Source organism: Mycobacterium toneyamaense (genome assembly GCF_055384815.1).
Genome location: NZ_AP040333.1, coordinates 4600617 through 4624305 on the forward strand (window position 1 = coordinate 4600617; position 23689 = coordinate 4624305).

The following is a 23689-nucleotide window of genomic DNA, read 5'->3' on the forward strand; positions in this document are numbered from 1 at the left end:
GATTGCGGAGAGGAGACGCAAGTGATCGACCGGGCCGGACTCGCCGAATTTCTCAGGCGCCGCCGTAGCGCACTCCAGCCGGAAGACGTCGGACTACCGCGAGGGCAACGTCGGCGCACTCAAGGTCTGCGGCGCGAGGAGGTCGCGGCGCTTTGTCACATGTCCACCGATTACTACACGCGCCTCGAGCGCGAACGAGGTCCACATCCGTCGCCACAGATGATCGCGGCGATAGCCCAAGGCCTACATCTGAGCCTTGACGAGCGCGACCACCTCTTCCGACTGGCAGGCCACCACGCCCCGCCCCGCGGTGCTACCGGCGACCACATCACCCCGGGGCTGCTGCGAGTGCTGGATCGATTGTCAGACACTGCGGCCGAGATCGTGACCGAACTCGGCGAATCCCTGCGACAGACACCGCTGGCAGTCGCGCTGACCGGGGACGCGACGAAGTTCACCGGCCCCGAACGCAGCATCATCTACCGATGGTTCACCGACCCCGCGAGCCGAGAGATCCATCCCGTAGACGACCACGCATTCCTGTCGGCGATGTACGCATCCGGGTTGCGGGCGAGTCTGGCCCTGCGCGGCCCCGATTTCCGTGCAGCGTGGTATGCCGACATGCTCCTCGCGCGCAGCGAAGAGTTCCGCGGATTGTGGGAAGACCATGCCGTCGGGATTCGGCCCGAGGAGGCAAAACGCTTCCTTCACCCGCAGGTTGGGCTGCTCGAACTCACCTGCCAATACCTCGTCGACCCCCAACAGTCCCACCTGCTCCTCGTGTACACCGCCCAGCCGGGCTCGGAGAGTTACGAGAAGCTGCAACTGCTCGCCGTCGTCGGAAACATCGCCATCGACAACCAATTCGGCTGAGCGCACTACCAGGTGGGCCGAAGTCGCCGGTCGTCGAGACGGCGACTTGCCAAGGCCTGCCCTCGGTAGTGACGAGTTACCATGCAGATTGCGGAGTTTCACATCAGTTCGCTGTCACGGGGCTTCGCGCCAAGCCGGAGTGCGAGGGCCACCAGCAGGACGAGGACCAGACCGGTAGCGGCAGCGTTCATGTCGAACGGTCCGGCGTTGGGCCAACCGGCCTCGGACCGCGCAGATCCGCGCAGGAAAGGCACAATCGCGAAAACCGCGACCACAATTACGCTTTCGCCGACCACCACTACCGGGAAGTGCTCCACCGCGATCCGCCACGCGGTGCGATTATCGCAGTCACGCTGCGCGGCGCGGATGCGTGGCAACAGCACACGCACGTTGTAGGCCCCCGCAGCCATCAGCAGCGCAACGCATATCAGTTTGAGTCCGAGCGCGCGGCCGTACGGTGTGGTCAACAGCTGAGTCGGGGTACCGACGTGGGTCCACGTCATCCAGGTTCCGCTGATGATCAACGCCCCAACCGCATACAGCGCAACGACACTGAAACGCTCCCAGAGACGCCGCCATTCATCGGTAAGGGCTGCGGCACTCTCGCGGACATCGCTGTTGCCGGCCGGGCGTCGCCCCATCACCGCCACCGTGGCCAGCACGATGAGGCCCCCGGCCCACAGCAGGGCGCCAACCACATGGGCGATCGTCAGCACGACGCTGGGCAACGCATGCGCCGTCAACGTCCGGCTGATCAGCTGCGGTACGACCGCGGTCAGGACAGCGCAGCCGGCCACACCGATGCCGGCCGAGCGTGACGGATGCCACCGGACCCAGAGCAAACCTCCGATGGTCAGCAAGTAGAAAAATGACTGCACGACAGCGATTTCGCCCGACCCGAGCCAACCACCGCGCGCGGGTGGGGCCGTGATGAATGCAGATACTGCCTGCCATGAGAGCGCCTGCACGAGTCCGGTTTTCGCGAACGCCGCCACCGCACTCAGGTGATGCAGGACCGACGTCGCAAAAACCAGGGCCGCCACCGGAAGCGCGAGGCGACCCAGCCGCCGTGCCAGGATGCCGTGGGCAGAGCACGGACTGACCAGCAAGGCCATGCCCACACCGATTCCCGTGGCACTGGCCAGTCCGATGTCATAGAGGACCTGCGTGACCACGGCCATTGCGCTCGGAGACGGAGGTGTCATGGCTCAACCCACCACCACGGGAGCGTCCGAATCGCCGACTCTCATTGTGTTCGTAGCTGATTCCTGAAAACGTGGCACGCGTATGTTTCCTCGATCGACATGTCCTGGGCAGTCTCGTGTGCACCGGATCACCCGCCATCGTTGTGCCCGCGCGTGGGTGCACGGTCAGCGCAACATGTCAACAGGCTATGAATCGAGACGTGACGACGTTTCGACCGGGCCGGCGAGCTCAACGCGCTACACCGGCTACTACACACATGTCGGCGCTGCCGACCTAGTGGCGCATTGATTAAGCCCGTTCCTGCGAAACCAACTACGACCGACGCAGAGCGGGTCGGCATGATCATTCACACTCAGCGCAGTGAGTCGTTGTATCCGCTTCTGGCGCCGGTCACGAACGGTCTGCGCCGGAACGCATTCCGGCCATGAGCAGACTCAAGCCGTAGTCGAATCGCGCGTCGAAGTCGAGCAGCTGCACGACGGGGCCGGACGCGAGGTGTGGGAAGTCTCCCGAGCGGACGACACCCTCCAGCGTCTCGGTCTCGCCGCCGGCGGCGCCCTGCTGTTCAAGGACTTCACCAAGGACGTAGCAGAACAGCGAGCTGGCCGCCCACAACGCATGTTCGCGGGCCAGGCCGCCGGCCCGGACACTGCCGACGAGCGTATCGATGAAGGTCAGGTTGGCCCGCTTGGCAGCATAGTTTCCGCCGACGATCCGCGCCCCGTCGCGCTGTGACAGCAGTGCCGAACGCAGACCCCCTGCAAGGCTTTTGACGCGATCGACCCAATCCGGGTGGTCCAGGCGCGCATTGTCGAGCGCCTTCGCCAGGATCGCCTCGGCCATCTCGTCGATGAGGGCGTCCTTGCCGTCGACCAGTCGGTAGATGGTCGGGAGGTGGGCCCGCAGCCGGTCGGCCAGCCGGCGCATGGTCAGCGATTCCAGCCCGGACTCGTTTACCAGTGCCAGGGCTTCCCCGACCACTCGGTCCACCGACAGGTTGGCGAGCGCCACACGATCGGGGCCAGTCGAGGCGGTTGACACGTTAACAATGTTAACACTACGCTCCGACCTGCGATTAACATTGTTAATGCGAAGGAGGGCGTGGCGTGGGCAGCGAACTGGGAGCCGATGGGATTGGCGTCGCGGTCCGGCAACTCCGATGGGAGGCCGACGGTGTGGTGTCCGTGCAATTGCAGCCGCGTTGTGGCGAGCTACTGCCAGCCTGGGAACCCGGAGCGCACATCGATCTGCTCCTGCCCACCGGCATCCAGCGTCAGTACTCGTTGTGCGGGCCGGTCGGTGAGCGCTCGTACTACCGCATCGGGGTGCGCCGGGAACGGACCAGCCACGGCGGCTCCGAGTACGTCCACGCGTTTCTGCGTCCAGGACAACAACTTACGGTCGCCGGCCTGCGGAATACATTCGAGCTGCGTCCGGCCGCCTCGTACATCTTCGTCGCCGGCGGCATCGGCATCACCCCTATCCTCCCGATGCTCCGTCAGGCCGAATCCTGGGGCCTGGACTGGAAACTGCTCTACGGTGGGCACACCGCCGCCTCGATGCCGTTCGCCGACGAACTCGGCGAATACGGAACGCGGGTGAGCTTCTACGCCTCTGACGCCGACGGTCGCATCCCTCTCGGCGCGCATTTCGCTCGGGTTCAGCCCGGGGCGCAGATCTATGCCTGCGGCCCTGCAGCACTGCTGTCGGCGCTGCAGGACGCCACCGCCCATTGGCCGACGGACAGTCTGCATCTCGAGCGCTTCAAACCAGGCAAGCGGACGGCATCCGCAGACGCTCCGGTCGAAGTGGTGTGTGCAGCGTCAGACAGGACCGTCAATGTCGAAGCGGGCCAAAGCATTCTCGCCGCACTCGACAATGCCGGGGTCAAGGTGCCGTCGTCGTGCCGATCCGGGATCTGCGGGGCGTGTGAGACCGCCGTGCTCGAGGGCGTCCCCGACCACCGCGACGACATCCTCTCGGAGTCCGAGCGCGCCGCCAACGACCGCATGTTCATCTGTGTTTCGCGCGCCCAGACTCCCCGACTCGTTCTCGATGCTTAGGTAATCCATGCTGAAATCAACAGGTACAGCGGCAGATTCGTACTCCCCCATCTCCATGGAGCGGGTGAGGGAGATCGTCGGATACCCGGAGAGGTTCATCGCCGAGAAGAAGGAGCCGAAACTCGGTGAATTCTCGGCTCGCTTCATCGCGCACAGCCCGTTCTTCTGCATGGCCACCGTCGGCGCCGACGGTCAGCTGGACACCAGCCCGCGGGGCGACCCACCCGGTTCGGTGCGGATCCTCGACCCGTGGACGCTCGCCATCCCCCACCGGCCGGGCAACAAGCTCGCTGATACCCACGAGAACATCACCGAGCATCCCGCGGTGGGACTGGTCTTCTTCGTGCCGGGCATCCGCGAGGTGATCCGGGTGAACGGGGACGCGTTCGTCACCGATGACCCTGAATTGCTCGAGATGCTCAGCGCCGACGGCAAACCCGCGGTGTTGGCCACCATCGTGCGCATCCGCGAGGTGTTCGGGCAATGCGGCAAGGCCGTCATCCGGGCCAAGCTGTGGGAAGGTGACAGCCGCGGACTGGCCGACGCTGTGACATTAGGCGGGGACTTCTACACCCTCACGATCACCGAGAGCGCGGCGAAGATGGCTGAGAAACTCGGCGACCTGGCGGGGTCACTCCACGCGGTGATCGACGTTCATTACGAGAACGAGTTGTACTGACCTCAGACCGCAACCGGGCAGCTCGGCCACCCGCCGAGAAACCCACGGTGGTGCCCAAGTTGGTCGCACCCAAGCGTCTAGATCACCGGCTGGAGCTGGAATCGGGGCGTTGGTGGCCCCGTGAGTGCCTTGCCTCTTCCGGCTGAGGACTTACGACAGGGCACGCCTAGTGAAACAGACTGAGGTTGAGGCTTGGGAGGGATAAGCCAGGCATGCCCAATGACAGCGGGACCGACAGGTTCACGTTGGGCGCCGGCAAACTCGACAGGTTGATCGGCGGAAAGCCACCCAGGCTCCAATCATCGCCCCAGTCAAGACCGTTGGTGTTGTTACGTGCCGTCTTCCCGGAGCGGGAATGGCCGGCCTGATTGTCCTGGTTGACCGTATCGGGCGAGGCCTGTGCAATGCCGACACCAGTCAGCGAAATAGCGAGCGCAGCGGCTGAAATGACGGTACTTCGGGTGATCAGTTTGATTCTCATGCGGCAGGGACCTCCCTCGATTGGCTGCCGTGCTGGGCAAAACGTAGCCGCCGACTCTGGGAAATCCGTATCGACGTCATAGGAGTCGGCTATGCCTACCCCGGATCCCGAGTTTCCGTATCGTCGCTGTACGGCCGAGGCGCCATACAAAAGCCTCTACCGACTCCAGAAGATACTGTCCAACAACGGTATTCACTGGAATCTAGCACTCACGGAGTCTTGCCAAGAAGATCGACCACATGCGCACGGACTTTGCGACTCCGCGAGTTTCGTTGCCTGACACCTAGCAGCCTGCGCCAGAGCTGCTGGACCGCACCAACTTTCGTTCACCCCAAACAACGGTCCCATTATGGCGTGGCGATTCAGCGGCCAGGACAGACTCGCGACATTCGACCGTGACGATGGTCATGGGTAGGGCCGGCTGTGACTCAAAACCAGCTGTATTCATACGTTTTCGCAAGCAATGTCCTAGAGGTTTGATGGATTCGGCCGATAGCTTCACGTCCGTACTGGGCAGCGGGTCGGGGCCGGCGAAGTTCCCGGGCCACACCGGTCGCACCAGGCACCGAGGTCGCTGCATCTCGGCAATCCCACGGCCTGCCTCACCCGCCATCGGGCCAAATCGCCGCCTGGTTCGGCAAATCGACACCTGGATCGGAGCACATCATCGTCATGACAATCCACTACACCGCTGAAGAGAACCTCGGTCAACCAGCGCGGGTACAGCTACTGCGCCGGGTTCTGGGGTCGGTCAGCGATGCCGCCGAACCCATCGTCGACCTGATGCGCCCTTACGTCGAAGGGCTCGAGAGCCTGCCGGCCGACGGCCGATTTCTGTTGGTGGCGAACCACACTCAGAGCTTCATCGAGGTGCCGCTGATCCTGCACTACGTGCGGCGCGGCATCGGGACGCGGGTGCGGCCGCTGGCAGAGCGGGGTATCGGCAAGATGGGCGGCCCCATGGGAGATGTGGTCGCCGCCGTCGGCGCCGTGGTCGGATCTCCGGAAAACGCCCAGGAATTGATGCGGAACAACGACACAATTCTGGTGTTTCCCGGCGGCGGCCGCGAGCTCGCCAAGTTCAAAGGCGAAGAGAACACCATCAACTGGCTCGGCCGAGCGGGCTTCGCCCGCGAAGCCATCATCGGCGGCTACCCGATCGTGCCGGTGACCCTGGTCGGCGGCGACGACATGTACCAGCATCTGTTCACCCGCGACAGCATGCTGGGCCGGCTCAGCATGACGATCAGCGAGAAGATCACCGGCCGTCCGAACATGCCGATCCCGCTGATGCGAGGGATCGGTCCCACTCTCATCCCACGGCCGCAGCGCATGTACCTGAGGTTCGGTGCCCCCATCACCACGACCAAACCCGCCGATGTCTCCGGTGAGACATGGATCGCCACGGTCAAGGAGACCACCCAGGAAGCGCTGGAAACCAGCTTCGTCGACCTTCTGAGCGTTCGCGCCGCCGACCCCTACCGCGCATTGAATCCGCTGGCGTGGCCCCGTGCCGCACGCCCGGTCAACATGAGCGACGACGCCCGTGGCTAGCCGAGTTCGCACCGAAGGCCGCGCCGGCCTGCTCCCCGGGGAGATGGCACACGCCGCGACGGTCGCTGCGGCCTCAGCAGGCCTGGCGATCTCGACAGCCGTGGTGCCGGTGACGGCATTCCTGGCCTTGGCCGCCGTCGTGCCGATCGGGCTACTCGCTCACCGCCACCGGCTACGGGTATTGATCACCGCTGCCATCGCCGGTGCGATGATCGCATTCCTCATCATTGGTGTGCCCGGCGCCATTACCGTGCTGTCCTGCGCCTACATCGGAGGGCTGGCCGGCATCGTCAAACGCCGCGGCGGCGGTATCGTCACCGTCGCCCTCACCGGTCTCACCGCAGGCGCGGTCCTCGGGACCGTCACAGCCGGCATCTTGCTGGTGCTGACGCCGTTGCGGTCGCTGATCTTCAGCGCCTTGAACGCGACGACGAACGGACTGGTTGCCGCCCTACACGCCGTTCCCGCCCTACGTGACCTCGGCGACGGCTTGGCGCACCTGACCTCGGCCGGATTCAGAGCCTGGCCACTGCTGCTAACCGGCTGGATGGCGGCCGTCGTGACGCTCGTGTCTGTCATCGGCTGGTGGATCATGTCCGGTGTCCTGCGGCGCCTCGGCGGGATCCCCGACGTCCACAACCTCGACCCGCCCCCGGCCGACCTGGCCGGGGCCGCCCCCGCCCCGCTGCCGATGCATCTGGACCACGTCAGCTTCCGGTATCCCGACGCCGAACACGACGCGCTGGCGCCGACCAACTTCACCGTCGATGTCGGCGAGCGTCTCGCCGTGGTCGGTGGCAACGGGTCCGGCAAAAGCACACTGGGACGCATTCTCGCCGGCGCCGAACCCACCACCGGCGCGGTCCACCGGCCCGGTGCAGTCGGCCTGGGCCGCATTGGAGGCACCGCTGTGGTGCTGCAACACCCGGAGACACAGGTGCTGGGTATGCGGGTTGCTGACGACGTCGTCTGGGGCCTGCCCCCGGACACACCAGTGGACGTTGATGCAATCCTGCACCGGGTAGGTCTGGCCGGGATGCGTGAGCGCGCGACAAATGGCCTGTCCGGAGGTGAACTGCAGCGCCTGGCCGTGGCCGCTGCGCTGGCCCGCTCGCCGAAACTTCTGGTAGCCGACGAAATCACCTCAATGGTGGACCCCGAGGGCCGTGAAGCGCTGCTGGCGGTGGTCGACGGCCTGACCGCACACCAGCAAATGTCAGTCGTCGAGATCACCCACTACCGCGACGAAGCCGAGAGCGCCGACCGGGTCATCAGCCTGTCCGGAACCGGAAATGACACCGCCATGGTGTCCACCGTCGCGGCACCCGCTTCAGCCCCGGCCGCTGTCGGTCGCCTGCCCGCGGCAACCGGCGTGCCCGTGCTGCGACTGGACGGCGTCAGCCATCAGTACGCGACGGGCACCCCATGGGCACACACCACGCTGTCCGACATCAACCTCACTGTGCACCAGGGCGATGGCATTTTGATCCACGGCGGCAACGGGTCCGGCAAGTCGACGCTGGCATGGATCATGGCCGGCCTGACCGCGCCCTCCGCAGGATCGGTCCAGATCGATGGCCAACCCGCCGCCGAACAGGTCGGCACGATCGCCATCGCCTTCCAAGCCGCGCGCCTACAACTCATGCGGCCGCGGGTCGATTTGGAAATCGCATCCGCCGCAGGATTCGATGCAGATGAGACGGATCGCGTGGTGGCCGCGCTGGCCAGTGTCGGCCTGGACGCCGCACTCGCGCGGCGCCGCGTCGATCAACTCTCCGGCGGACAGCAGCGCCGACTGGTGCTCGCGGGCCTATTGGCCCGCAGGCCCCGGGTGCTGATCCTCGACGAGCCCCTGGCCGGCCTGGATGCTAGCAGCGCACGCGATCTCGTGCAGCTGCTGACCGACCTGCGCCACACCACCGGATTGACGATCATCATGATCTCGCACGACTTCCTCGGCCTGGACCAGTTGTGCCCGCGAGTGCTACGCCTGCGCGGCGGTGCAATCGAGACTCCAGTGTCGCCCGCGACGGGGGCATCGTCATGACACCCCGTACGCAAGACAAGTCTCGGGGCCCGAGGCCGTTGGTGCTCATGCGACCCGTCCCGGGAACAAGCCCGGTCCACTCGTTGTGGGCTGGCACCAAGCTCATCGTCGCCATCGCCGTCGCGGTGATGCTGGCCATCGATCCCAGCCCCGTCCCGATCGCCGCGGTCGGCGTCCTGGACCTGGCGGCGATCCGGCTCGCACGCATCCCGAGGACCGCCTTTCCGTCCGTACCGCCGCCGGTATGGGCAGTCGTCTTGATCGGCTCCGCGGTCCTCCTGACCGCAGGCGGGCCCCCGTTCGTCATCATCGCCGGCCTGCATGTGGGACTCGGTGGCCTGTTTCAGTTCCTGCAACTCTCGGCGTTGACCATCGTCCTGTTGCTCACAGGTGCGGTGCTCTCCTGGACCACTGACGTCGCCGATGTCGCGCCGGCGATAGCGACACTGGGCCGCCCACTGCGCCGACTGGCGATCCCTGTCGACGACCTCGCGGTGGCCCTGGCCTTGGCACTGCGGTCTTTTCCCTTGCTGATCGACGAGTTCAGGGTCGTGAACGCGGCCCGCACCTTGCGGCCCGCACCAGAGCTGAGCGGGATACGACGGGTGCGACAGCGTATCCGCGACGGTGTCGACCTGATAGCCACCGTCACTGCGATGATGTTTCGCCGCGCCGACGAAATGGGCGATGCGATCGCCGCCCGAGGTGGAACCGGACAACTCACCGCCGGCCGCACCAAACTCCGCCGGTCCGATTGGGTAGCACTGGCGATCGCCGGCGCCGTCTGCGCCACTGCCCTCGGTCTCGATGTGACCATGGGCGGCATCGGCGGTCCGCCGAGTCGTCACTAGGGTTGAGGACCAGCCTGCGCGGGCATCCCTGGATATCACCGGCACTCAGCGATCAATGAACCACGTTGTTGCCGAACGTCTTTCGTCTCGATGCGTCTTCTGACCGCTCGGTGCACCGCCACATCCGCCGGATATCAGCGTATCCAATCGCGGAAGGTGATCACTCCGCGATTGTCGAAGAGTTTTTATGAATTCCCGGCCGCGATGATTATTCGTTCTCCGATTACGCCATCGCCGAACGCGCGACGGTCACCAATCGCTTTACCCGGTCAGACGGACGGAAGACGACAGCCAAAACTGATACGGCGGCCCTAATCGACCGACAGTTTCTGCCTATGTTCGCCGACTACCGTCGATTCCGTCGCCCACCGAATTTGGCAGAGGAGAAGGACATCGTGAAGAAGTCACGTCCAGTAGTCGGATCAGTGGCCGTATGTGCCGGATTGGCTTTAAGCGCAATCGGATTCGAAACGGCAACGGCCGGCGCGATGCCACCGCCCCCACCCGGACCGGGAGCCCCGGGGGCACCGGGAGGGTGTGTTCTGCTGCTGCCGTGTGTCGGTCCACCTGCGCCCCCGCCTCCAGCGCTTGGAGTACCGAACATTCTCGGGATTCCATTGCTTCCACCGCTATAGGCCGACGGTGATAACGGGAGGCCTGGATCGATCTCCTGATCCAGGCCTCCCGCATTCGTTCGACCAAATGAATGGACGACGCGCACGGGGTTTCATGAACCCGACTGCTGGTACTCCCTAGAGATGCCCGACGAGATGCGGCGGACCAGGCAAGTACTCCCGGGCCAAGGCGGGACCCGACCGATGTTGGGTGGTCACGCCAGACAATCAACAATCAACTACCACCTGAAAGCTGTGTTTCATAGGTCATCCATAGGTCAACCACAGATCGTCGCTAATCCGGTTGGCAACAATGACGCGATGCGACACTCGCCAGACGCCTACGAGGCGACCCGTCGGCCACAAGCCACCGGCCCTGCAGCTCCGGCCCCGATGACTCGCCACGACGGCAGCCCGATCGAGGTGCTCGTGGTCGACGATGAACCGGCACTCGGCGACCTGGTCGCCATGGCGCTGCGCTACGAGGGCTGGCTCGTCACGGCAGCATGCGACGGTGCATCGGCCATCAAAAAGGCCGCCGACGAGAAACCCGACATCGTGGTGCTCGACATCATGTTGCCCGACATGAGTGGCCTCGACGTGCTCCACGAACTGCACCGCATCCGCCCAGAACTACCAGTGCTGCTGCTCACCGCAAAAGACACCATCGAAGATCGCATCGCTGGATTGTCCGCGGGTGGAGACGATTACGTCACGAAGCCGTTCAACGTCGAAGAAATGGTCCTCCGCATGCGGGCACTGGTTCGCCGGTCCGGCATCGGGTTTGCCGCCGACAGTGCTCAACTCGTCGTCGGCGATCTGGTGCTAGACGAAGACAGCCGCGAAGTAACCCGTGCGGGAGCGGAAATCAATTTGACCGCAACTGAATTCGAAGTTCTTCGGTTGATGATGAACAACCCGAGACGGGTACTTACCAAAGCCCAGATCCTCCGCGCCGTATGGGACTGGGATTTCGAGGGCCGCTCCAACGTTGTCGAGCTGTACATCTCGTACCTCCGCAAGAAGATCGATGCCGACCGCACGCCCATGATCCAAACGGTCCGCGGGATCGGCTATGTCCTCAAACCTCAGTGACATCGTGGTGGCGGACCCTGCCCCATCATCGCGATGTCGCTGGAATTGCGCGCCGCGTACATGGACGTTGCGGAGCCGCCTGATCGTCGTGGTTGCGGTGCTCGGAGCAGGACTGTGCACCGCTGTCGGAGCCGCCACCCTGGTTGCGCTCCGGCACTTCCTCATCAACCAACTCGACAGCCAGGTTTCCGACGCCGAATCGCGGTCCGTAACGTTCTTTGAGTTCGGACCGCCGCCATTCCTGCGATTCTCCGGTCCCGGGCCGATGTTTCTCGACGCGCCCGGCCAATCGGCAGGCACCGTGGGCGCCATCATTTCGGGGCCCGGTCAGAGTCAGGCGGCAGTCATCATGACCAGCGGCGATCGGCGCTCCGTCAGCCCTGCGGCACTGACACAGCTAGAGCGAGTTCCCCAGGGGCACAAGGTGAGTGTCTACCTCGACGGTCTGGGCCTTTACCGCCTTGCCGCGCAGCAGTCCCGGGATACGGTTGTGGTGGCAGGCCTGCCAGTATCGGGAGTACAACAGACGCTGGGATCGGTCACCTGGATGATCGGTGGGTTCTCTGCGGTGGCGCTGGCGGCGGCGATCGCCGCTGGGAGCGCGATGATTCGCCGTGAGCTCGTCCCGCTGTCACGGATGTCCGAAGCCGCGCAACACGTTGCCGAACTTCCGTTGCACGAAGGCGACGTACGACTTCCGTCCCAGATCGAACCGGTCAACGCCGACGCCGCGCATACAGAGGTGGGCCGGCTGGGCACCGCCCTCAACCGCATGGTCGACCGGGTAGCCGACGGATTGGCCACCCGCCACGCAAGCGAGACCCGCGTACGCCAGTTCGTCGCCGACGCCAGTCACGAATTGCGTACGCCGCTGGCCTCCATCCAGGGCTACACCGAGGTGGCACGACGTTTGGTGGCCGAGAGGCCTGATGCGCGACGCGACGATCTGGTCTACGCGCTCACCCGGGTCCACGCCGAGTCCCGGCGCATGAGCCAGTTGGTCGAGGACATGCTGCTGCTGGCCCGGCTGGACGCCGGCCGCCCACTCGAGAACAACGACGTCGACCTATCCCAAATGGTCATCGACGCCGTGAGCGACGCCCACATGGCGGGGCCTGAACATCGTTGGGCCCTAGACCTTCCAGACCAGCCTGTCGTTGTGGTCGGTGACCGCCAGCGGCTGCACCAGGTACTTTCCAACCTGCTGTCGAACGCCCGCGTCCACACCCCCGCCGGCACCAAGGTGGCCACCACACTCGCCGTGGGCGACGACGGATCAACAACACTGACGGTGGCCGACAGCGGCCCCGGAATTCCGCCCGATCTACTGCCGGAAATCTTCGAACGCTTCGCCCGCGGCGACGAATCCCGCTCACGAGCGGCAGGCAGCACCGGCCTCGGATTGGCCATCGCCCAGGCGGTAGCTCAAGCCCACGGCGGCACCATCTCAGTCAACAGTGGCCCGAACGGGTCTGCGTTCACGGTGACGCTGCCGGCACGCGGCACACAGTCATAGCCGCGCCCCACAGTTGCCCAACGATCTTCCCAGGTAAGTCACAGAAGATGAGCGCATGCTGCAGAACCCGACGTTGCATCCGGCACGACTGCCGCAGGCCGCTCGTTCACAGTCCGACCCGCGGTGGGCGCGTACAGCGCTCGCCGGCCTCTTGGCGGCCACCGCGGTCTTGTGGACCGTGACTCTCGGCCGAATGGGTTGGGCCAACGCCTTTTACGCCGCGGCCGTGCAGGCAGGCGCGCAGAGCTGGAAGGCATTCCTGTTCGGCTCGTCGGATGCCGAAAACTCCATCACCGTGGACAAGCCGCCCGCATCGCTGTGGCCGATGGAGCTCAGCGCCCGAATCTTCGGCGTCAACACGTGGTCGATTCTGCTACCACAAGTGCTGATCGGCCTCGCCTCTATCGCACTTCTGTACGTGATCGTCCGCCGGCAATTCGGTGCGGTCGCGGGCCTGATCGCCGGCGGCACACTGGCTTTGACGCCGGTGGCCACTCTGATGTTTCGCTACAACAATCCGGATGCCCTGCTGGTGTTGCTCATGATCGGCGCGGTTGGTGCCCTACTGCGCGCCGTCGAGGACGGCCGCACGCGGTGGCTGGCGTTTTGCGGCGCACTCATCGGATTCGGTTTTCTGACAAAGCAATTGCAAGTCATGCTCGTGGTACCCGCGTTGGTCCTCACCTATCTGATCGCCGGGCCGACCCGGCTGCGTACCCGGGGGCTGCAACTGATCGCAGCGCTGCTGTCGATGGTCACGGCGGGCGGTTGGTGGGTAGCCCTGGTCGAGTTGATCCCGAGCAGCAGCCGGCCCTACATCGGTGGTTCGACCGACAACAGCTTCCTGAACCTGACGTTCGGATACAACGGAATATCTCGGCTCAGTGGCAGCCACGGCGGATTACCGGAGCTACCCGCCGGCGCGGAGTTGCCGCCAGGTAGTAAGCACGGCGGCTTCCCATTCGGTTCCGATCCCAACATCCTGCGGTTGTTCACGGGCGCGTCCGGGGCACAGATATCGTGGCTTCTGCCGGCCGCTCTGATCTTCCTCGTCGCGGGAATAATCCTGTGCGGCAGGGCGTCCAGAACCGAGCCGCAGCGAGCTCAGTACCTGGTCTGGGGCGGCTGGCTGCTCGGCACCGGCGTCATCTTCAGCTTCATGTCCGGCCTCTATCACGACTACTACACGATGGCGCTCTCCCCCGCCATTGCCGCACTGGTCGGCATCGGAGCCACCGAGCTTTGGCGACGCCGAGCCACCATGTGGATCGGTCTGACCCTGGCAGCGGCGATTGCACTGACCACGGGCTGGTCTTGGGTACTGCTGAACCGCACACCGGATTTCGCGCCTTGGCTGCGTTGGCCGGTGGCGGTGATCGGCGCCGGCGCCGCGCTGATCCTCGTAGCCGATGTACTGCGCGGCATCCCGTTCGGATCGTGCGCGGCCCCACTTGCTGTCGTCGCAGTGCTGGCCGGTCCGCTGGCCTACTGTGTAGAGACCGTAGCCACCCCGCACAACGGCGGCATCGTGACCGCCGGCCCGCAGCTCAGCAGCCAGCACTTCCCCAGCATGCCACCCGGCTTCGATACCGCATCGAGCACGCGGCTGGAACAGCTGCTCGAAGCGAATGCAGACAACTACCAGTGGGTGGCGGCCACCAACGGCGCCAATGACGCCGCCACTTACCAGTTGGCGACCGGCCACGCAGTGATGCCGATCGGCGGCTTTGGGGGCATGGACCCATCACCGACCCTGGCGCAGTTCCAGCAGTACGCCGCCCAGGGGCGGATTCACTACTACATTGCCTCCCGCGGCCCCAGATTCCCCGGCGGACAAAGCGGGGCGCAGACCGAGGGCGACAAGATCGCCGACTGGGTGAAACAGAGTTTCACCGCCGCCACCGTCGACGGTGTGACCTACTACGACCTCACCGCGGACCAACACAGCGCATCCTAGGCAGGAATTGTCCAATACCGTTGTCGGATAACCGAAGAATGCAGCGGCCGTGGCGTGTGCTGGCTAGGTCAGGCCGTGTCCGGCCGGATTGGGACCACGCAGGCTCAGGACCGCAGTAACCGCCGCACCGACGCCTGCGCCCACACTCACCGACGCGATCACCAATAATGCCATCCTGGCCAGACGATGCGTCCTGTACTGCTTGGGCATATGCGCATCTCCCCACTGTGAAACAAGCTGACAGGCGCCGACTTTAGCCCACGTCGTTGGGGCCCGCCGGACTCGCGACCTTTGCGAATTCTGACCTACGTGGGCAATTTCGCGCCGGTACGTGACGACACGATCATTATCTAGCGCATTCATAATACGGTGTGCGCCAATTGATTACACAATCATGTGTGCCGAATAGCCGGTCGGTGCCCGATCCTCAACAATTGAACCAGCAGGGTCATAACCGCCACGCGCGCCTCAATATCCATATCTGGGTGATACAAGATCCATAGGAATTCCCAAGGTCAAACCTAGCGCACGCTCATGCCGACCTGGACGGCCAAAACAAGCAGCTCCACCGGGTAGTGAAGAGCGATTGGTCAAAATCAATGCAGCGCAACAGGACTGCACAAGGGGTGCGACACGCGAGAGACCGGGAGGACTGGTCGCTCGCGTGTCGCACTAATTGAGATGATGCCGGAAGGTCATCACCGATAACCAACAGGCTGTCGCGGGCCCATTGGCGAATCCAGCCTATGACCTCCTGCTATGCACGAGCTGTCGTGCGCATAGGAAATGACAATCAGAATTGTAGTCACGACAGGAATCCGCGCGATGAACTGCCCGCCACTGCGTGCAGAGGACGCCGGCACGCGCTCGGTCGCCACTTCCGAGTACGGGGATAAGGGCTGAGCCACTGAAGGTTTCGGAAGGATCGCAGGCCCGATCGACGTCGACGTACCTCGCCGCAGGAACATCCGCCATTGATCTCGGGGCGATGCGCGGCGACCTTGGCTGCACTGTTCGGCATGTTGAAGCATCCTGTGCATCAACGCGTTTCGAAGCCGATGCCCACATCGACGACGATGACAAGAGGCATGCATGACACAAAATGGCGGTGGCGCAGCACGCGATTTCACGCGCGCTGCGCCGCCTGGACAGTTTGTCAGGGAATCCTCTTGATCACCGCGGCGGCGGAGGCGGCGGCGGGCACGGAGCGGGTGGCGGTGCGCACTGGCTTGGCGGCGGCAGAGGCGGACCGGCATTGGCCACACCTGCACCGAGCAGGCTGGCGGTCAATCCAAGCCCGGTGATGAATACGGCGGCGCCGACAAACTTGGGCCGACGTGTGATTGAGCTGGACATGTAGCTCCCTTCCTAGGTGAATCAGTCTGTCCTGCAACGACTGTAGTGCACAAGGTGGTCTGTAGAACGTCATCGGGCCTGTGGCATCCCTATGCATTTTCAGGCTCGCCACTGAGATGAATTGATAGAAAACCCACAACGCCAGCGGGGCGCGACAGCCGATATGCCGACCCATAATGGAACCATGGCACCGATCGAACGTCTCAAGGCGGGCCGTCCGTCGGCAGCAACAACCGCCGCCAACCGTCAGCGCATTCTGCGTGCAGCGCGAGAGACGTTCATTGAATTCGGTTACACCACCGCGACATTCGATGTCATCGCAACACGGGCTGGCTTGTCCAGACCGGCACTGCACTATCACTTTGCCAACAAATCGGAGTTGTACCGCGACGCCATTGACCGCCCGGCGGTCGATGTAGTGGCGGCAGCGGCCGCTACGGCCCGGCGCTCGAAAACGTTTCCCGCACAGCTTGTCAGCTTCTTTTCAGCGGCCCTGGGCGCCGACGACCCTGGCCAGTGCAACGCCCAACTTGTTGCCGCCGCCGTGCGCGAATCGGTTCGCAATGAAACACGAATCGTCACTGACCGCTCGGTGCTTCGTATGTCCCGGGCATTCATCTCGTCGGCAATGCGTGAGGCTATCGATCGAGGCGAGCTCAGCGATGAGGTCAACATCATCGATGCCGTCGAAACGATGGTCGCGGTTCTTTGCGGTATCGCCGCTTACCCCTCGGCAGTTGGCCCTGCCGACAACCTTCCGGCCATCGTGAGTACTTTCGAACTGCTGATCACCGACAGACTCCTTGCCGGTTGACCCGTCGTACCGGCGGCCTACAGAGCTGCAAACACCACCTGCGCATGAGCGACGGTCCGGCCGCCAGCCGCAGTTGCACATGTGTCGCGGTTGACATGATTCACATACAAAAACCCCACGAGTACAACATCATTCGGCCCTATCCTGCCTAGATCATCATCGGCGCTGAATCAACGACCAAGGCATTATGAATCGCCCCGGGTTTGATGCACACCGGTTACTGGTGTGCAGCCTCTGAGTTGGCCGCGTTTGTAGCGTAGTGGACGGCTTCGTACTCCAGGGGTGGGATGCGACCGAGGCGGTGCATGAGCCGGTCGGCGTTGTACCAGTGCACCCACTCGGCGGTGAGCAGCTCCACGTCGGTCAGACGGCTCAGAGGGCCGCGCCGAAACGGCGAGTCATCGCGGACGGCTTCAGTCTTGTAGAGCCCTATGGTCGTCTCCGCCAGAGCGTTATCGAAGGCATCGCCGACTGTCCCGATTGAGGCCACCAGTCCAGACAGCGCCAGGGTCTCGCCGAACCGCACAGACGTATATTGAGAGCCCGCATCGCTATGGTGAATAGTGTTGCCCAACAATGGATTACCCTCGTCGATACGAAGTTGGGCGGCGTGGCGGATCGCCTGACGCACGAACCGGTCCTCCTTGCTGGCCGAGCAGGTCCATCCCACTATCCGGCCCGCGTAGGCGTCGATGGCGAATGCGGTGTAGACGAACGTTCCGTTGGTCAGCCGTACGTAGGTGAAGTCCGCGACCAGCAGCACGTTGGGCGCGGGCACCCGGAACCGGCGTTTGACCAGATCGGCCGCCCGCGCCGCGGCGGGATCGGCGATCGTGGTGCGGACCTTCTTGCGGCGGGTAACCCCGCGCCAGCCGTTGGCCCGCATGAGGCGCTCCACGGTGCAGCGGGCCACCACAATGCCTTGTCGGTGCAGGTGAGCCCACATCTTGGTAGCCCCGTACAGTGACTCCGGTTTGCGTCGGCCGTGCTCGTCTGGCTCGTAGAAGCCGGCGAGCACCTCGGTGATGACGGTGTCCCACAGCGCCCGAGCGGATGGGGGGCGGGTCAGCCAGGCGTAGAAGGTTCTCGGGGCGATCTGGCAGCCGTGCTCAGTGAGCACGCGGCAGATCGGAGCGACCCCGAACCGAGCACGATGCTCGGCGATGAACGCACAAATCAACGGTGTCGCGGGTCGCTCTCCCGCACGAAGAAACTTGTTGCCGCCTTGAGGATTTCGATGGTTTCCTCAAGCTCGCGGTTCTTGCGCTTCAGCTCTCTATTCTCACGGGCGACGTCGGTGGGCACCCCGTCACGTTGGCCGGTGTCGACCTCGGTCTGGTTGACCCAGCGGCGCAGTGATTCATACGACACCCCCAACCGCTTGGCGACCGCGGTGATGCAGGCCGTGCGGGTGTCGTACTCCTCGGCATGGTCGGTGACCAACCGGACCGCTCGGGCCTTGAACTCGTCGTCGTACTTCCTTGGCATGATGCAAACGACCTTCCCTCGAAAGAAGGTGTGCATCAAACCCGGGGTGGTTCATTATCAGGACGGGAAAGAACTGTTGACAACATTGAAATGCGGCTTCGTGATGAGCATCTGTGCGGTCGTGGCGTTGTCCGTCGGAGCTGGGCCTTCACGCGCGGATCTAGACAACCAGCTGAGCTTGGTGGACGGCCTCGATCGCACCTTGACGGTGCAGCAGTGGGACACGTTCCTCAACGGTGTATTTCCGTTGGACCGCAACCGGCTGACACGTGAGTGGTTCCACTCCGGCCGCGCCACCTACAAGTGTGATGGCAACGGCTGCGGCCAGTTCACCGGCACGTTGGAGTTGGGCTATCAGATCGGCTTCCCGTGGGCCCTGGGCGTAGGCATCAACTTCAGCTACACCACGCCGAACATTCTCCTCGACGATGTCAATCCCGGCACATTCAACAGTAGCGGGAGCGGCGGTGGCGGCATCATCACACCAAACCTGTTGCCGGGTGTGTCGATCTCCGCCGATCTAGGCAACGGCCCGGGTATCCAGGAAGTCGCGACGTTCTCGGTGGACGTTTCCGGCCCGACGGGTTCAGTGGCGGTGTCCAACGCGCACGGCACTGTGACCGGTGCAGCCGGCGGCGTGCTTTTGCGGCCCTTTGCTCGCCTGATCGCCAAGACCGGTGACTCGGTGACCACCTACGGTGAACCCTGGAACATGAATTAACCGGGCAGCCATCGAGGCATGGAGGCGCTGGATGAGGAATACACGGCCCAGAAGATGCCCGGACGCGCCTTGGCCGCCGAGATGAGTCGGTCGAGGGAACGGGGCGAGTTCGAAGATCAAATGAATCCCCAGCGGAGTAGCGGAGCCGCCAAACGAGCGGCATTCAGACGGGGTTGTGCGCCGAGATCGCCAGCCCGCCAGCGGGACTCAGTCCGTGACGAGCGGGTCGACCACCCGGCCGCATCCCGGTTGCACCTGCGGCAACCGGGCTACGCGCCGGGCGGTCGAGTCGCTGCACCAGGATCAGAACGGCGGAGGCGGGAGTAGTGGGCCGCCCGGGGCCGGCGGAGCCCCTGGACCCGGAGGAGGAGCGAGGCCGGGTCCACCGGGCGGCGGGGGCGCACCGGGCCCCGGCGGCAGGATGCCCGGCCCGGGCGGTGGGGGCGGCTGCGCGCCGGCCACGGCCGCGGTAAATCCGGCGCCCGTGCCCATCAGCGCGACCGCTAGCAATGCGACCGCTGCACGATGACGTGACTTGTGCTGCTTCGACATTCACATACCTCCTCTTCTGCGGAACTACTTACAGTCGCCGACACTAGCTCATTCAATCGACTGAAATGAATTGTCTAATCGCGGTAACATCGTGCGTTGAAACGTTATATCGCAAACCGTGCAGCTACTTCTACGATTGCCGGTTCAAGCTCTAATTAGTCTTGCTACCAGTCGATTTAGTCGGTCAGGTGCCGTAGCACAGCAACGCAATATTGTTCATCAGAATGGGTAAATATTCGGAGTTCGCGCTTTTCCGACGCTCCTCTCCGCTGCATATTCATATTGTCGCGATACGCGATCCATACGAATTCCCCAGGATTGAAAGCACATTTGAGCCGAGTACGACTCAACGTCGTGCGCACAATGCAAGCAGCGTTATTTTTGCCAGACAGAGGTGTCGGTTGACTGTCAAAGTCGCGCGGCGCCGTGCGGCGTCTGCACTCGCGTACGTCGTGGCACGCGATAGGCACGGTGCACTCCGCAGCGCACGACGGGCGACTTCTCGCTTCGAGGCCCTTACGGGTCATCCGAGCGACCTTCCCGCCAGTTGGAGGGGAAGTCTGGCCAGATGGCGGACAACAGCGGAGCGGCCCGACGCGGCACACTCGGTCCTGAACAGCCTCACGGCATCTCTGGAGGCAATGGCCGGAGCACGATCGGCGTCGCGTCAAGAACCAGGAGGCCACGGACGCGCCGCGAACCCACGACCTGCCACGCGATTGCTTAGTTGACCTTTTGCAGTGCGAACGGTCGAACCCGGCACCGTTCGAGATTTCGTAATGCGCGTCGCCACGGAGAAAAGCAACCCCTGCTCCCCTCCTCTCCACTTTCAACATATAGCGCACCCCGGGGCTTGTGGCAATACCCCCCTCATGCTCCAGAATCGCTGGGCTGCAACGTAACTGCAGCTCGATCGTCTTGAGGGGGTCGCATGACGAACATTGATGTGATCATCGTGGGCGCAGGACCGACCGGTCTGACGCTCGCCACCGAACTCTGCCTGACCGGGATCAAACCGCTCGTTCTGGAGCGACTCACCGACATTCGCGAGGTCGCCAAAGCCGGCGGCATCGGCGGCCAGATCCTCAACCTACTGCGCTACCGCGAACTCGGTGACCTGCTCAATGACGCGGCCGGCCCGCCAGTCACCGCCAAACTCCCGTTCGGCGGCATCCACGTCGACCTCACCCAGCTGGACGAGTCGCCGATGCAGGTGCAGCGACTCCCCCAGCCTCAGCTCGAAGCCCTCCTGCAGGACTACGCACGCGGCCTGGGCGTCGAGGTCCGGCGCGGTCACGAGGTCGTGGGCCTGCAGCAGGACGACGACGCCGTGCATCTCGAGGTCCGCGGTCCGGACGGCCCGTATCGCGTCAGCGCCCGGTACGTCGTGGGCTGCGACGGGGTACGCAGCCGGGTGCGGGAACTGGCAGGCATCGGCTTCCCGGGCATGGTGTATCCCGAGATTCACCGCATGGCCACCGTCACGTGGCCGCGCGAGATCACCGTCCGCGACGACGGCGACTATGACGTCCCGGGCTATGGCCGCCTGCCGTGGGGCTACAGCCAGACCGAGGGCGGCATCTTCGCCATCGCGTCGTCAGAGCCCGGATGGTTGGGCCTGTACACCAGCGAGGCGCCCGATCACGACTACGACGATGACGACCCGATGACGCTGGACGAATTCCGCGCCAGCGTCCGTCGCGTGCTCGGCGTGGACTTCCCGCTCGGCGAGCCAAAGCGGCTGACCCGCTTCACGTACGCGGCCCGGCACACCGAGCGCTACGTGTCGGGCCGGGTGCTGCTGGCCGGTGACACGGCGCACCAGATTCCGACGGGCGGCGTCGCGGTATCGGCCGGGATGCTCGACGGGGTGAACCTCGCGTGGAAGCTCGCCGCCACGCTCCGGGGCTGGGCGCCGCCCGGCCTGCTCGAGACCTACCACTCCGAACGGCACCTCGCCGGCGAACGCCTGCTGCTGCACGCGCAAGCCCAGGTGTCGCTGCGGCGGGGCCACGATCCGGCCGACGAGGCGCTGCGAAAAGTGTTCACTGAGTTGCTCTCCGACGCGCCCGCGCTTGCGCGCGTCGGCGCGATGATCGCCGCGTCCGACGTCCGGTATCCGATGCCCGGCGCGCAGCCGCACCCGCTGGCCGGGACGTTCGCGTCGCACCTGCCCGACGCCGTCGTGGCGGCCCTGCGCGCGGCGCGACCTGTCTTCGTCGGACCACCCGAGCTGTGCGACGTCGCGGCACCGTGGGTGGATCGCGTCGACATCCTCAGGGGCCAGGCCGACGCCCTGCTGATTCGCCCGGATGCACACATCGCGTGGGCCGGCGCCTCGGATGCGGGGCTGCGGGACGCACTCACGTATTGGTTCGGCGATCCGCGATGAATATTCGCGCCCGCACCGGTCTACCCAGTGAACGCAACCATCAGGAGGCAACATGACCGAGCAGACCGCCCTGCCGCCAGTGGTCGACCAGGACACCTGGCGGGCCGCCCTCGACGACCTGCGCCGCCGCGAAAAGGCCGCGACGCGCGAATTCGACGCCATCGCCGCACAACGGCGCCGGCTGCCGATGGTCGAGCTGCCCGACTACACCCTGATCGGCGCCGAGGGGCCGGTGCGGCTGGCTGACGTCTTCGACGGCAAGTCCCAGCTGATCGTCTACAACCACATGTGGACCGACGGCGCCGAGTGGCAGTGCTCGGGTTGCACCGGCTTCACCTCGCAGTTCACCCGCCTCGATTTCCTGGCCAATTACGACGCCCGCTTCGTCATCGTCACCAACGGGCCCATCGAGGAAGCCTTGGCCTACAAGGCCAAAGTGGGCAACAAGATGGAGTGGTACTCGTCGTCGGAGAGCAGCTTCGGGTCGGACATGGGCGCCGCGCCCGGCACGGGTTTCGCCGTCAATGTGTTTCTGCGACACGGCGATACCGTGTACCGCACCTGGCACACCGACGGCCGCGGTTGCGAGCAGCTGGGTCACAGTTTCGCGTTGATCGACGTTCTGCCCTACGGCCGCAAGGAGCAGTGGCAGGATTCGCCCGAAGGCTGGCCCCAGTCGCCGACTTACTCCAAATGGGCCAGTTCACAGGACATTGCCCGCGCATACGGATCGAACGCAGAGAACGGACAGAACCGATGACCAGCAGCTCGACGACCCAGGAACGCTTCGTCGCCACCCGCACCATCGCCGCACCGCCCGCGGCGGTGTTCGCGGTGCTGGCCAATCCGGCGCGGCACAAGGAGACCGAACCTGGCGACTGGGTGCGCGACGCCGTCGACACCGCACCGATCACCGGTACCGGCCAGGTCTTCGCCATGAACATGTACCTGGACCAGGCCGGCGGGGACTACGTCACGTACAACCTGGTGACGGATTTCGAGCCCGACAAGACCGTCGGCTGGGCGACCGGCAGTCTGGACGAGTCGGGACAGCACGTCCCGGGCGGTTGGTGGTGGCGCTACGACCTCGCACCGAACGGTGACGGCACCGATGTGACTCTCACGTACGACTGGACCGAAACACCGCAGGCCTTCCGCGATCAGATCGGCGGCATGCCACCGTTCCCGCTCGGGTTCATCGAGGAGTCGCTCGCCGCACTCGACCGCGCCGTCACCGGGTAGGGGCCGCCTCGCCCGCGCTGCGCGACAACGCTTGCACGACAACGGATTGTCACACATGCACGGGCGAGGCGGTGCCCTCACCGAACCGAGGGTACGGGCAAAAGCGTCGGCCGTTCACCGAGTCGACTCCGAATGGCCAGGCGAGAACCGTTTTGGTCCTGCGCGTTTCCCGCGTACGCTTGGTCCAT

19 protein-coding genes are annotated in these 23689 nt (G+C 64.5%); 14 read left to right on the forward strand and 5 right to left on the reverse strand.

Translation table 11 applies throughout. From position 1 onward, the window contains the following. The first annotated feature begins 21 nt into the window (after positions 1-21). Complete coding sequence (locus ACZ5IQ_RS22205; protein WP_244872786.1) at positions 22-873, forward strand: helix-turn-helix transcriptional regulator; 852 nt, start codon at positions 22-24, stop codon at positions 871-873. A 98-nt stretch (positions 874-971) separates the two neighbouring features. Here the strand turns inward: ACZ5IQ_RS22205 and ACZ5IQ_RS22210 are convergent, their stop codons facing one another. Continuing rightward, on the reverse strand, positions 972-2054 hold the full coding sequence (locus ACZ5IQ_RS22210) for a copper resistance D family protein (protein ID WP_346414538.1): 1083 nt from the start codon (positions 2052-2054) through the stop codon (positions 972-974). Positions 2055-2469: 415 nt separating this feature from the next. Next, the gene (locus ACZ5IQ_RS22215; RefSeq protein ID WP_244872785.1) at positions 2470-3120 is read right to left on the reverse strand and encodes a TetR/AcrR family transcriptional regulator C-terminal domain-containing protein; all 651 of its coding nucleotides are present in this window, start codon (positions 3118-3120) and stop codon (positions 2470-2472) included. A gap of 65 nt (positions 3121-3185) precedes the next feature. Between ACZ5IQ_RS22215 and ACZ5IQ_RS22220 the strand changes: the two genes are divergently transcribed. Both ACZ5IQ_RS22220 and ACZ5IQ_RS22225 read left to right on the forward strand, forming a co-directional pair. Continuing rightward, positions 3186-4142 (forward strand): PDR/VanB family oxidoreductase, encoded by a 957-nt coding sequence (locus ACZ5IQ_RS22220; protein WP_212806790.1) that lies wholly within the window; start codon positions 3186-3188, stop codon positions 4140-4142. A 55-nt stretch (positions 4143-4197) separates the two neighbouring features. Beyond that, complete coding sequence (locus ACZ5IQ_RS22225) at positions 4198-4821, forward strand: MSMEG_1061 family FMN-dependent PPOX-type flavoprotein (protein WP_244872784.1); 624 nt, start codon at positions 4198-4200, stop codon at positions 4819-4821. 166 nt (positions 4822-4987) lie between these two features. On the opposite strand, the gene ACZ5IQ_RS22230 is transcribed toward ACZ5IQ_RS22225, so the two are convergent. Then, positions 4988-5302 (reverse strand): hypothetical protein, encoded by a 315-nt coding sequence (locus ACZ5IQ_RS22230; protein ID WP_212806792.1) that lies wholly within the window; start codon positions 5300-5302, stop codon positions 4988-4990. 672 nt (positions 5303-5974) lie between these two features. On the opposite strand from ACZ5IQ_RS22230, the gene ACZ5IQ_RS22235 reads away from it, so the two are divergent. From ACZ5IQ_RS22235 to ACZ5IQ_RS22260, 6 genes are all read left to right on the forward strand, one after another. Further along, on the forward strand, positions 5975-6856 hold the full coding sequence (locus tag ACZ5IQ_RS22235; protein WP_212806793.1) for a 1-acyl-sn-glycerol-3-phosphate acyltransferase: 882 nt from the start codon (positions 5975-5977) through the stop codon (positions 6854-6856). 43 nt (positions 6857-6899) lie between these two features. After that, positions 6900-8903 carry an ABC transporter ATP-binding protein gene (locus tag ACZ5IQ_RS22240; RefSeq protein ID WP_212814659.1) on the forward strand — a complete coding sequence of 668 codons (2004 nt, stop codon included), beginning with the start codon at positions 6900-6902 and terminating at the stop codon, positions 8901-8903. Next, entirely contained in the window at positions 8900-9754 is an 855-nt protein-coding gene (locus ACZ5IQ_RS22245; protein ID WP_212806794.1) for an energy-coupling factor transporter transmembrane component T family protein, read from the forward strand. Before ACZ5IQ_RS22240 ends, ACZ5IQ_RS22245 begins: the two co-directional genes overlap by 4 nt. A 1007-nt stretch (positions 9755-10761) precedes the next feature. Continuing rightward, a complete protein-coding gene (locus tag ACZ5IQ_RS22250; protein WP_212814657.1) occupies positions 10762-11463 on the forward strand; it encodes a response regulator transcription factor in 702 nt (233 codons plus the stop codon). Positions 11464-11560: 97 nt separating this feature from the next. After that, positions 11561-12979 (forward strand): sensor histidine kinase, encoded by a 1419-nt coding sequence (locus ACZ5IQ_RS22255; protein WP_464480290.1) that lies wholly within the window; start codon positions 11561-11563, stop codon positions 12977-12979. A 55-nt stretch (positions 12980-13034) separates the two neighbouring features. Further along, entirely contained in the window at positions 13035-14936 is a 1902-nt protein-coding gene (locus tag ACZ5IQ_RS22260) for a glycosyltransferase family 39 protein (RefSeq protein WP_464480291.1), read from the forward strand. 63 nt (positions 14937-14999) lie between these two features. On the opposite strand, the gene ACZ5IQ_RS22265 is transcribed toward ACZ5IQ_RS22260, so the two are convergent. Further along, positions 15000-15146 (reverse strand): hypothetical protein, encoded by a 147-nt coding sequence (locus ACZ5IQ_RS22265; protein WP_464480292.1) that lies wholly within the window; start codon positions 15144-15146, stop codon positions 15000-15002. Positions 15147-16476: 1330 nt separating this feature from the next. Here ACZ5IQ_RS22265 and ACZ5IQ_RS22270 point away from each other — a divergent pair. Next, positions 16477-17106, forward strand: a complete 630-nt coding sequence (locus ACZ5IQ_RS22270) for a TetR family transcriptional regulator (protein ID WP_464480293.1) — start codon at positions 16477-16479, stop codon at positions 17104-17106. A 217-nt stretch (positions 17107-17323) separates the two neighbouring features. Here the strand turns inward: ACZ5IQ_RS22270 and ACZ5IQ_RS22275 are convergent. Continuing rightward, a protein-coding gene (locus tag ACZ5IQ_RS22275) for an IS3 family transposase (RefSeq protein ID WP_110783669.1) occupies positions 17324-18594 on the reverse strand; the annotation gives its coding sequence in 2 pieces (ribosomal slippage) (positions 17324-18321 and positions 18321-18594; 1272 coding nt in all). 103 nt (positions 18595-18697) lie between these two features. Here ACZ5IQ_RS22275 and ACZ5IQ_RS22280 point away from each other — a divergent pair. The 4 genes from ACZ5IQ_RS22280 to ACZ5IQ_RS22295 all read left to right on the forward strand — a co-directional run bounded on the left by ACZ5IQ_RS22280 (position 18698) and on the right by ACZ5IQ_RS22295 (position 23501). Then, the gene (locus ACZ5IQ_RS22280) at positions 18698-19315 is read left to right on the forward strand and encodes an MspA family porin (protein WP_346414605.1); all 618 of its coding nucleotides are present in this window, start codon (positions 18698-18700) and stop codon (positions 19313-19315) included. Positions 19316-20798: 1483 nt separating this feature from the next. Beyond that, positions 20799-22259, forward strand: coding sequence for an FAD-dependent monooxygenase (locus ACZ5IQ_RS22285; protein WP_464480294.1), 1461 nt, complete (start codon positions 20799-20801; stop codon positions 22257-22259). 52 nt (positions 22260-22311) lie between these two features. Continuing rightward, positions 22312-23019: a DUF899 family protein gene (locus ACZ5IQ_RS22290; protein ID WP_464480295.1), complete on the forward strand. Its 708-nt coding sequence runs from the start codon at positions 22312-22314 to the stop codon at positions 23017-23019. Beyond that, positions 23016-23501 carry an SRPBCC family protein gene (locus ACZ5IQ_RS22295; RefSeq protein ID WP_464480296.1) on the forward strand — a complete coding sequence of 162 codons (486 nt, stop codon included), beginning with the start codon at positions 23016-23018 and terminating at the stop codon, positions 23499-23501. Before ACZ5IQ_RS22290 ends, ACZ5IQ_RS22295 begins: the two co-directional genes overlap by 4 nt. Positions 23502-23689: the final 188 nt, after the last annotated feature.

Excerpts from the sequence above, each read along its gene's own strand:
- ACZ5IQ_RS22210 (WP_346414538.1), bottom strand. The coding sequence starts at position 2,054 with ATGGCCGTGGTCACGCAGGTCCTCTATGACATCGGACTGGCCAGTGCC.
- ACZ5IQ_RS22225 (WP_244872784.1), top strand. The coding sequence starts at position 4,198 with ATGGAGCGGGTGAGGGAGATCGTCGGATACCCGGAGAGGTTCATCGCC.
- ACZ5IQ_RS22230 (WP_212806792.1), bottom strand. The coding sequence starts at position 5,302 with ATGAGAATCAAACTGATCACCCGAAGTACCGTCATTTCAGCCGCTGCG.
- ACZ5IQ_RS22235 (WP_212806793.1), top strand. The coding sequence starts at position 5,975 with ATGACAATCCACTACACCGCTGAAGAGAACCTCGGTCAACCAGCGCGG.
- ACZ5IQ_RS22240 (WP_212814659.1), top strand. The coding sequence starts at position 6,900 with ATGGCACACGCCGCGACGGTCGCTGCGGCCTCAGCAGGCCTGGCGATC.
- ACZ5IQ_RS22245 (WP_212806794.1), top strand. The coding sequence starts at position 8,900 with ATGACACCCCGTACGCAAGACAAGTCTCGGGGCCCGAGGCCGTTGGTG.
- ACZ5IQ_RS22250 (WP_212814657.1), top strand. The coding sequence starts at position 10,762 with ATGACTCGCCACGACGGCAGCCCGATCGAGGTGCTCGTGGTCGACGAT.
- ACZ5IQ_RS22260 (WP_464480291.1), top strand. The coding sequence starts at position 13,035 with ATGCTGCAGAACCCGACGTTGCATCCGGCACGACTGCCGCAGGCCGCT.
- ACZ5IQ_RS22265 (WP_464480292.1), bottom strand. The coding sequence starts at position 15,146 with ATGCCCAAGCAGTACAGGACGCATCGTCTGGCCAGGATGGCATTATTG.
- ACZ5IQ_RS22270 (WP_464480293.1), top strand. The coding sequence starts at position 16,477 with ATGGCACCGATCGAACGTCTCAAGGCGGGCCGTCCGTCGGCAGCAACA.
- ACZ5IQ_RS22280 (WP_346414605.1), top strand. The coding sequence starts at position 18,698 with ATGAGCATCTGTGCGGTCGTGGCGTTGTCCGTCGGAGCTGGGCCTTCA.
- ACZ5IQ_RS22285 (WP_464480294.1), top strand. The coding sequence starts at position 20,799 with ATGACGAACATTGATGTGATCATCGTGGGCGCAGGACCGACCGGTCTG.
- ACZ5IQ_RS22290 (WP_464480295.1), top strand. The coding sequence starts at position 22,312 with ATGACCGAGCAGACCGCCCTGCCGCCAGTGGTCGACCAGGACACCTGG.
- ACZ5IQ_RS22295 (WP_464480296.1), top strand. The coding sequence starts at position 23,016 with ATGACCAGCAGCTCGACGACCCAGGAACGCTTCGTCGCCACCCGCACC.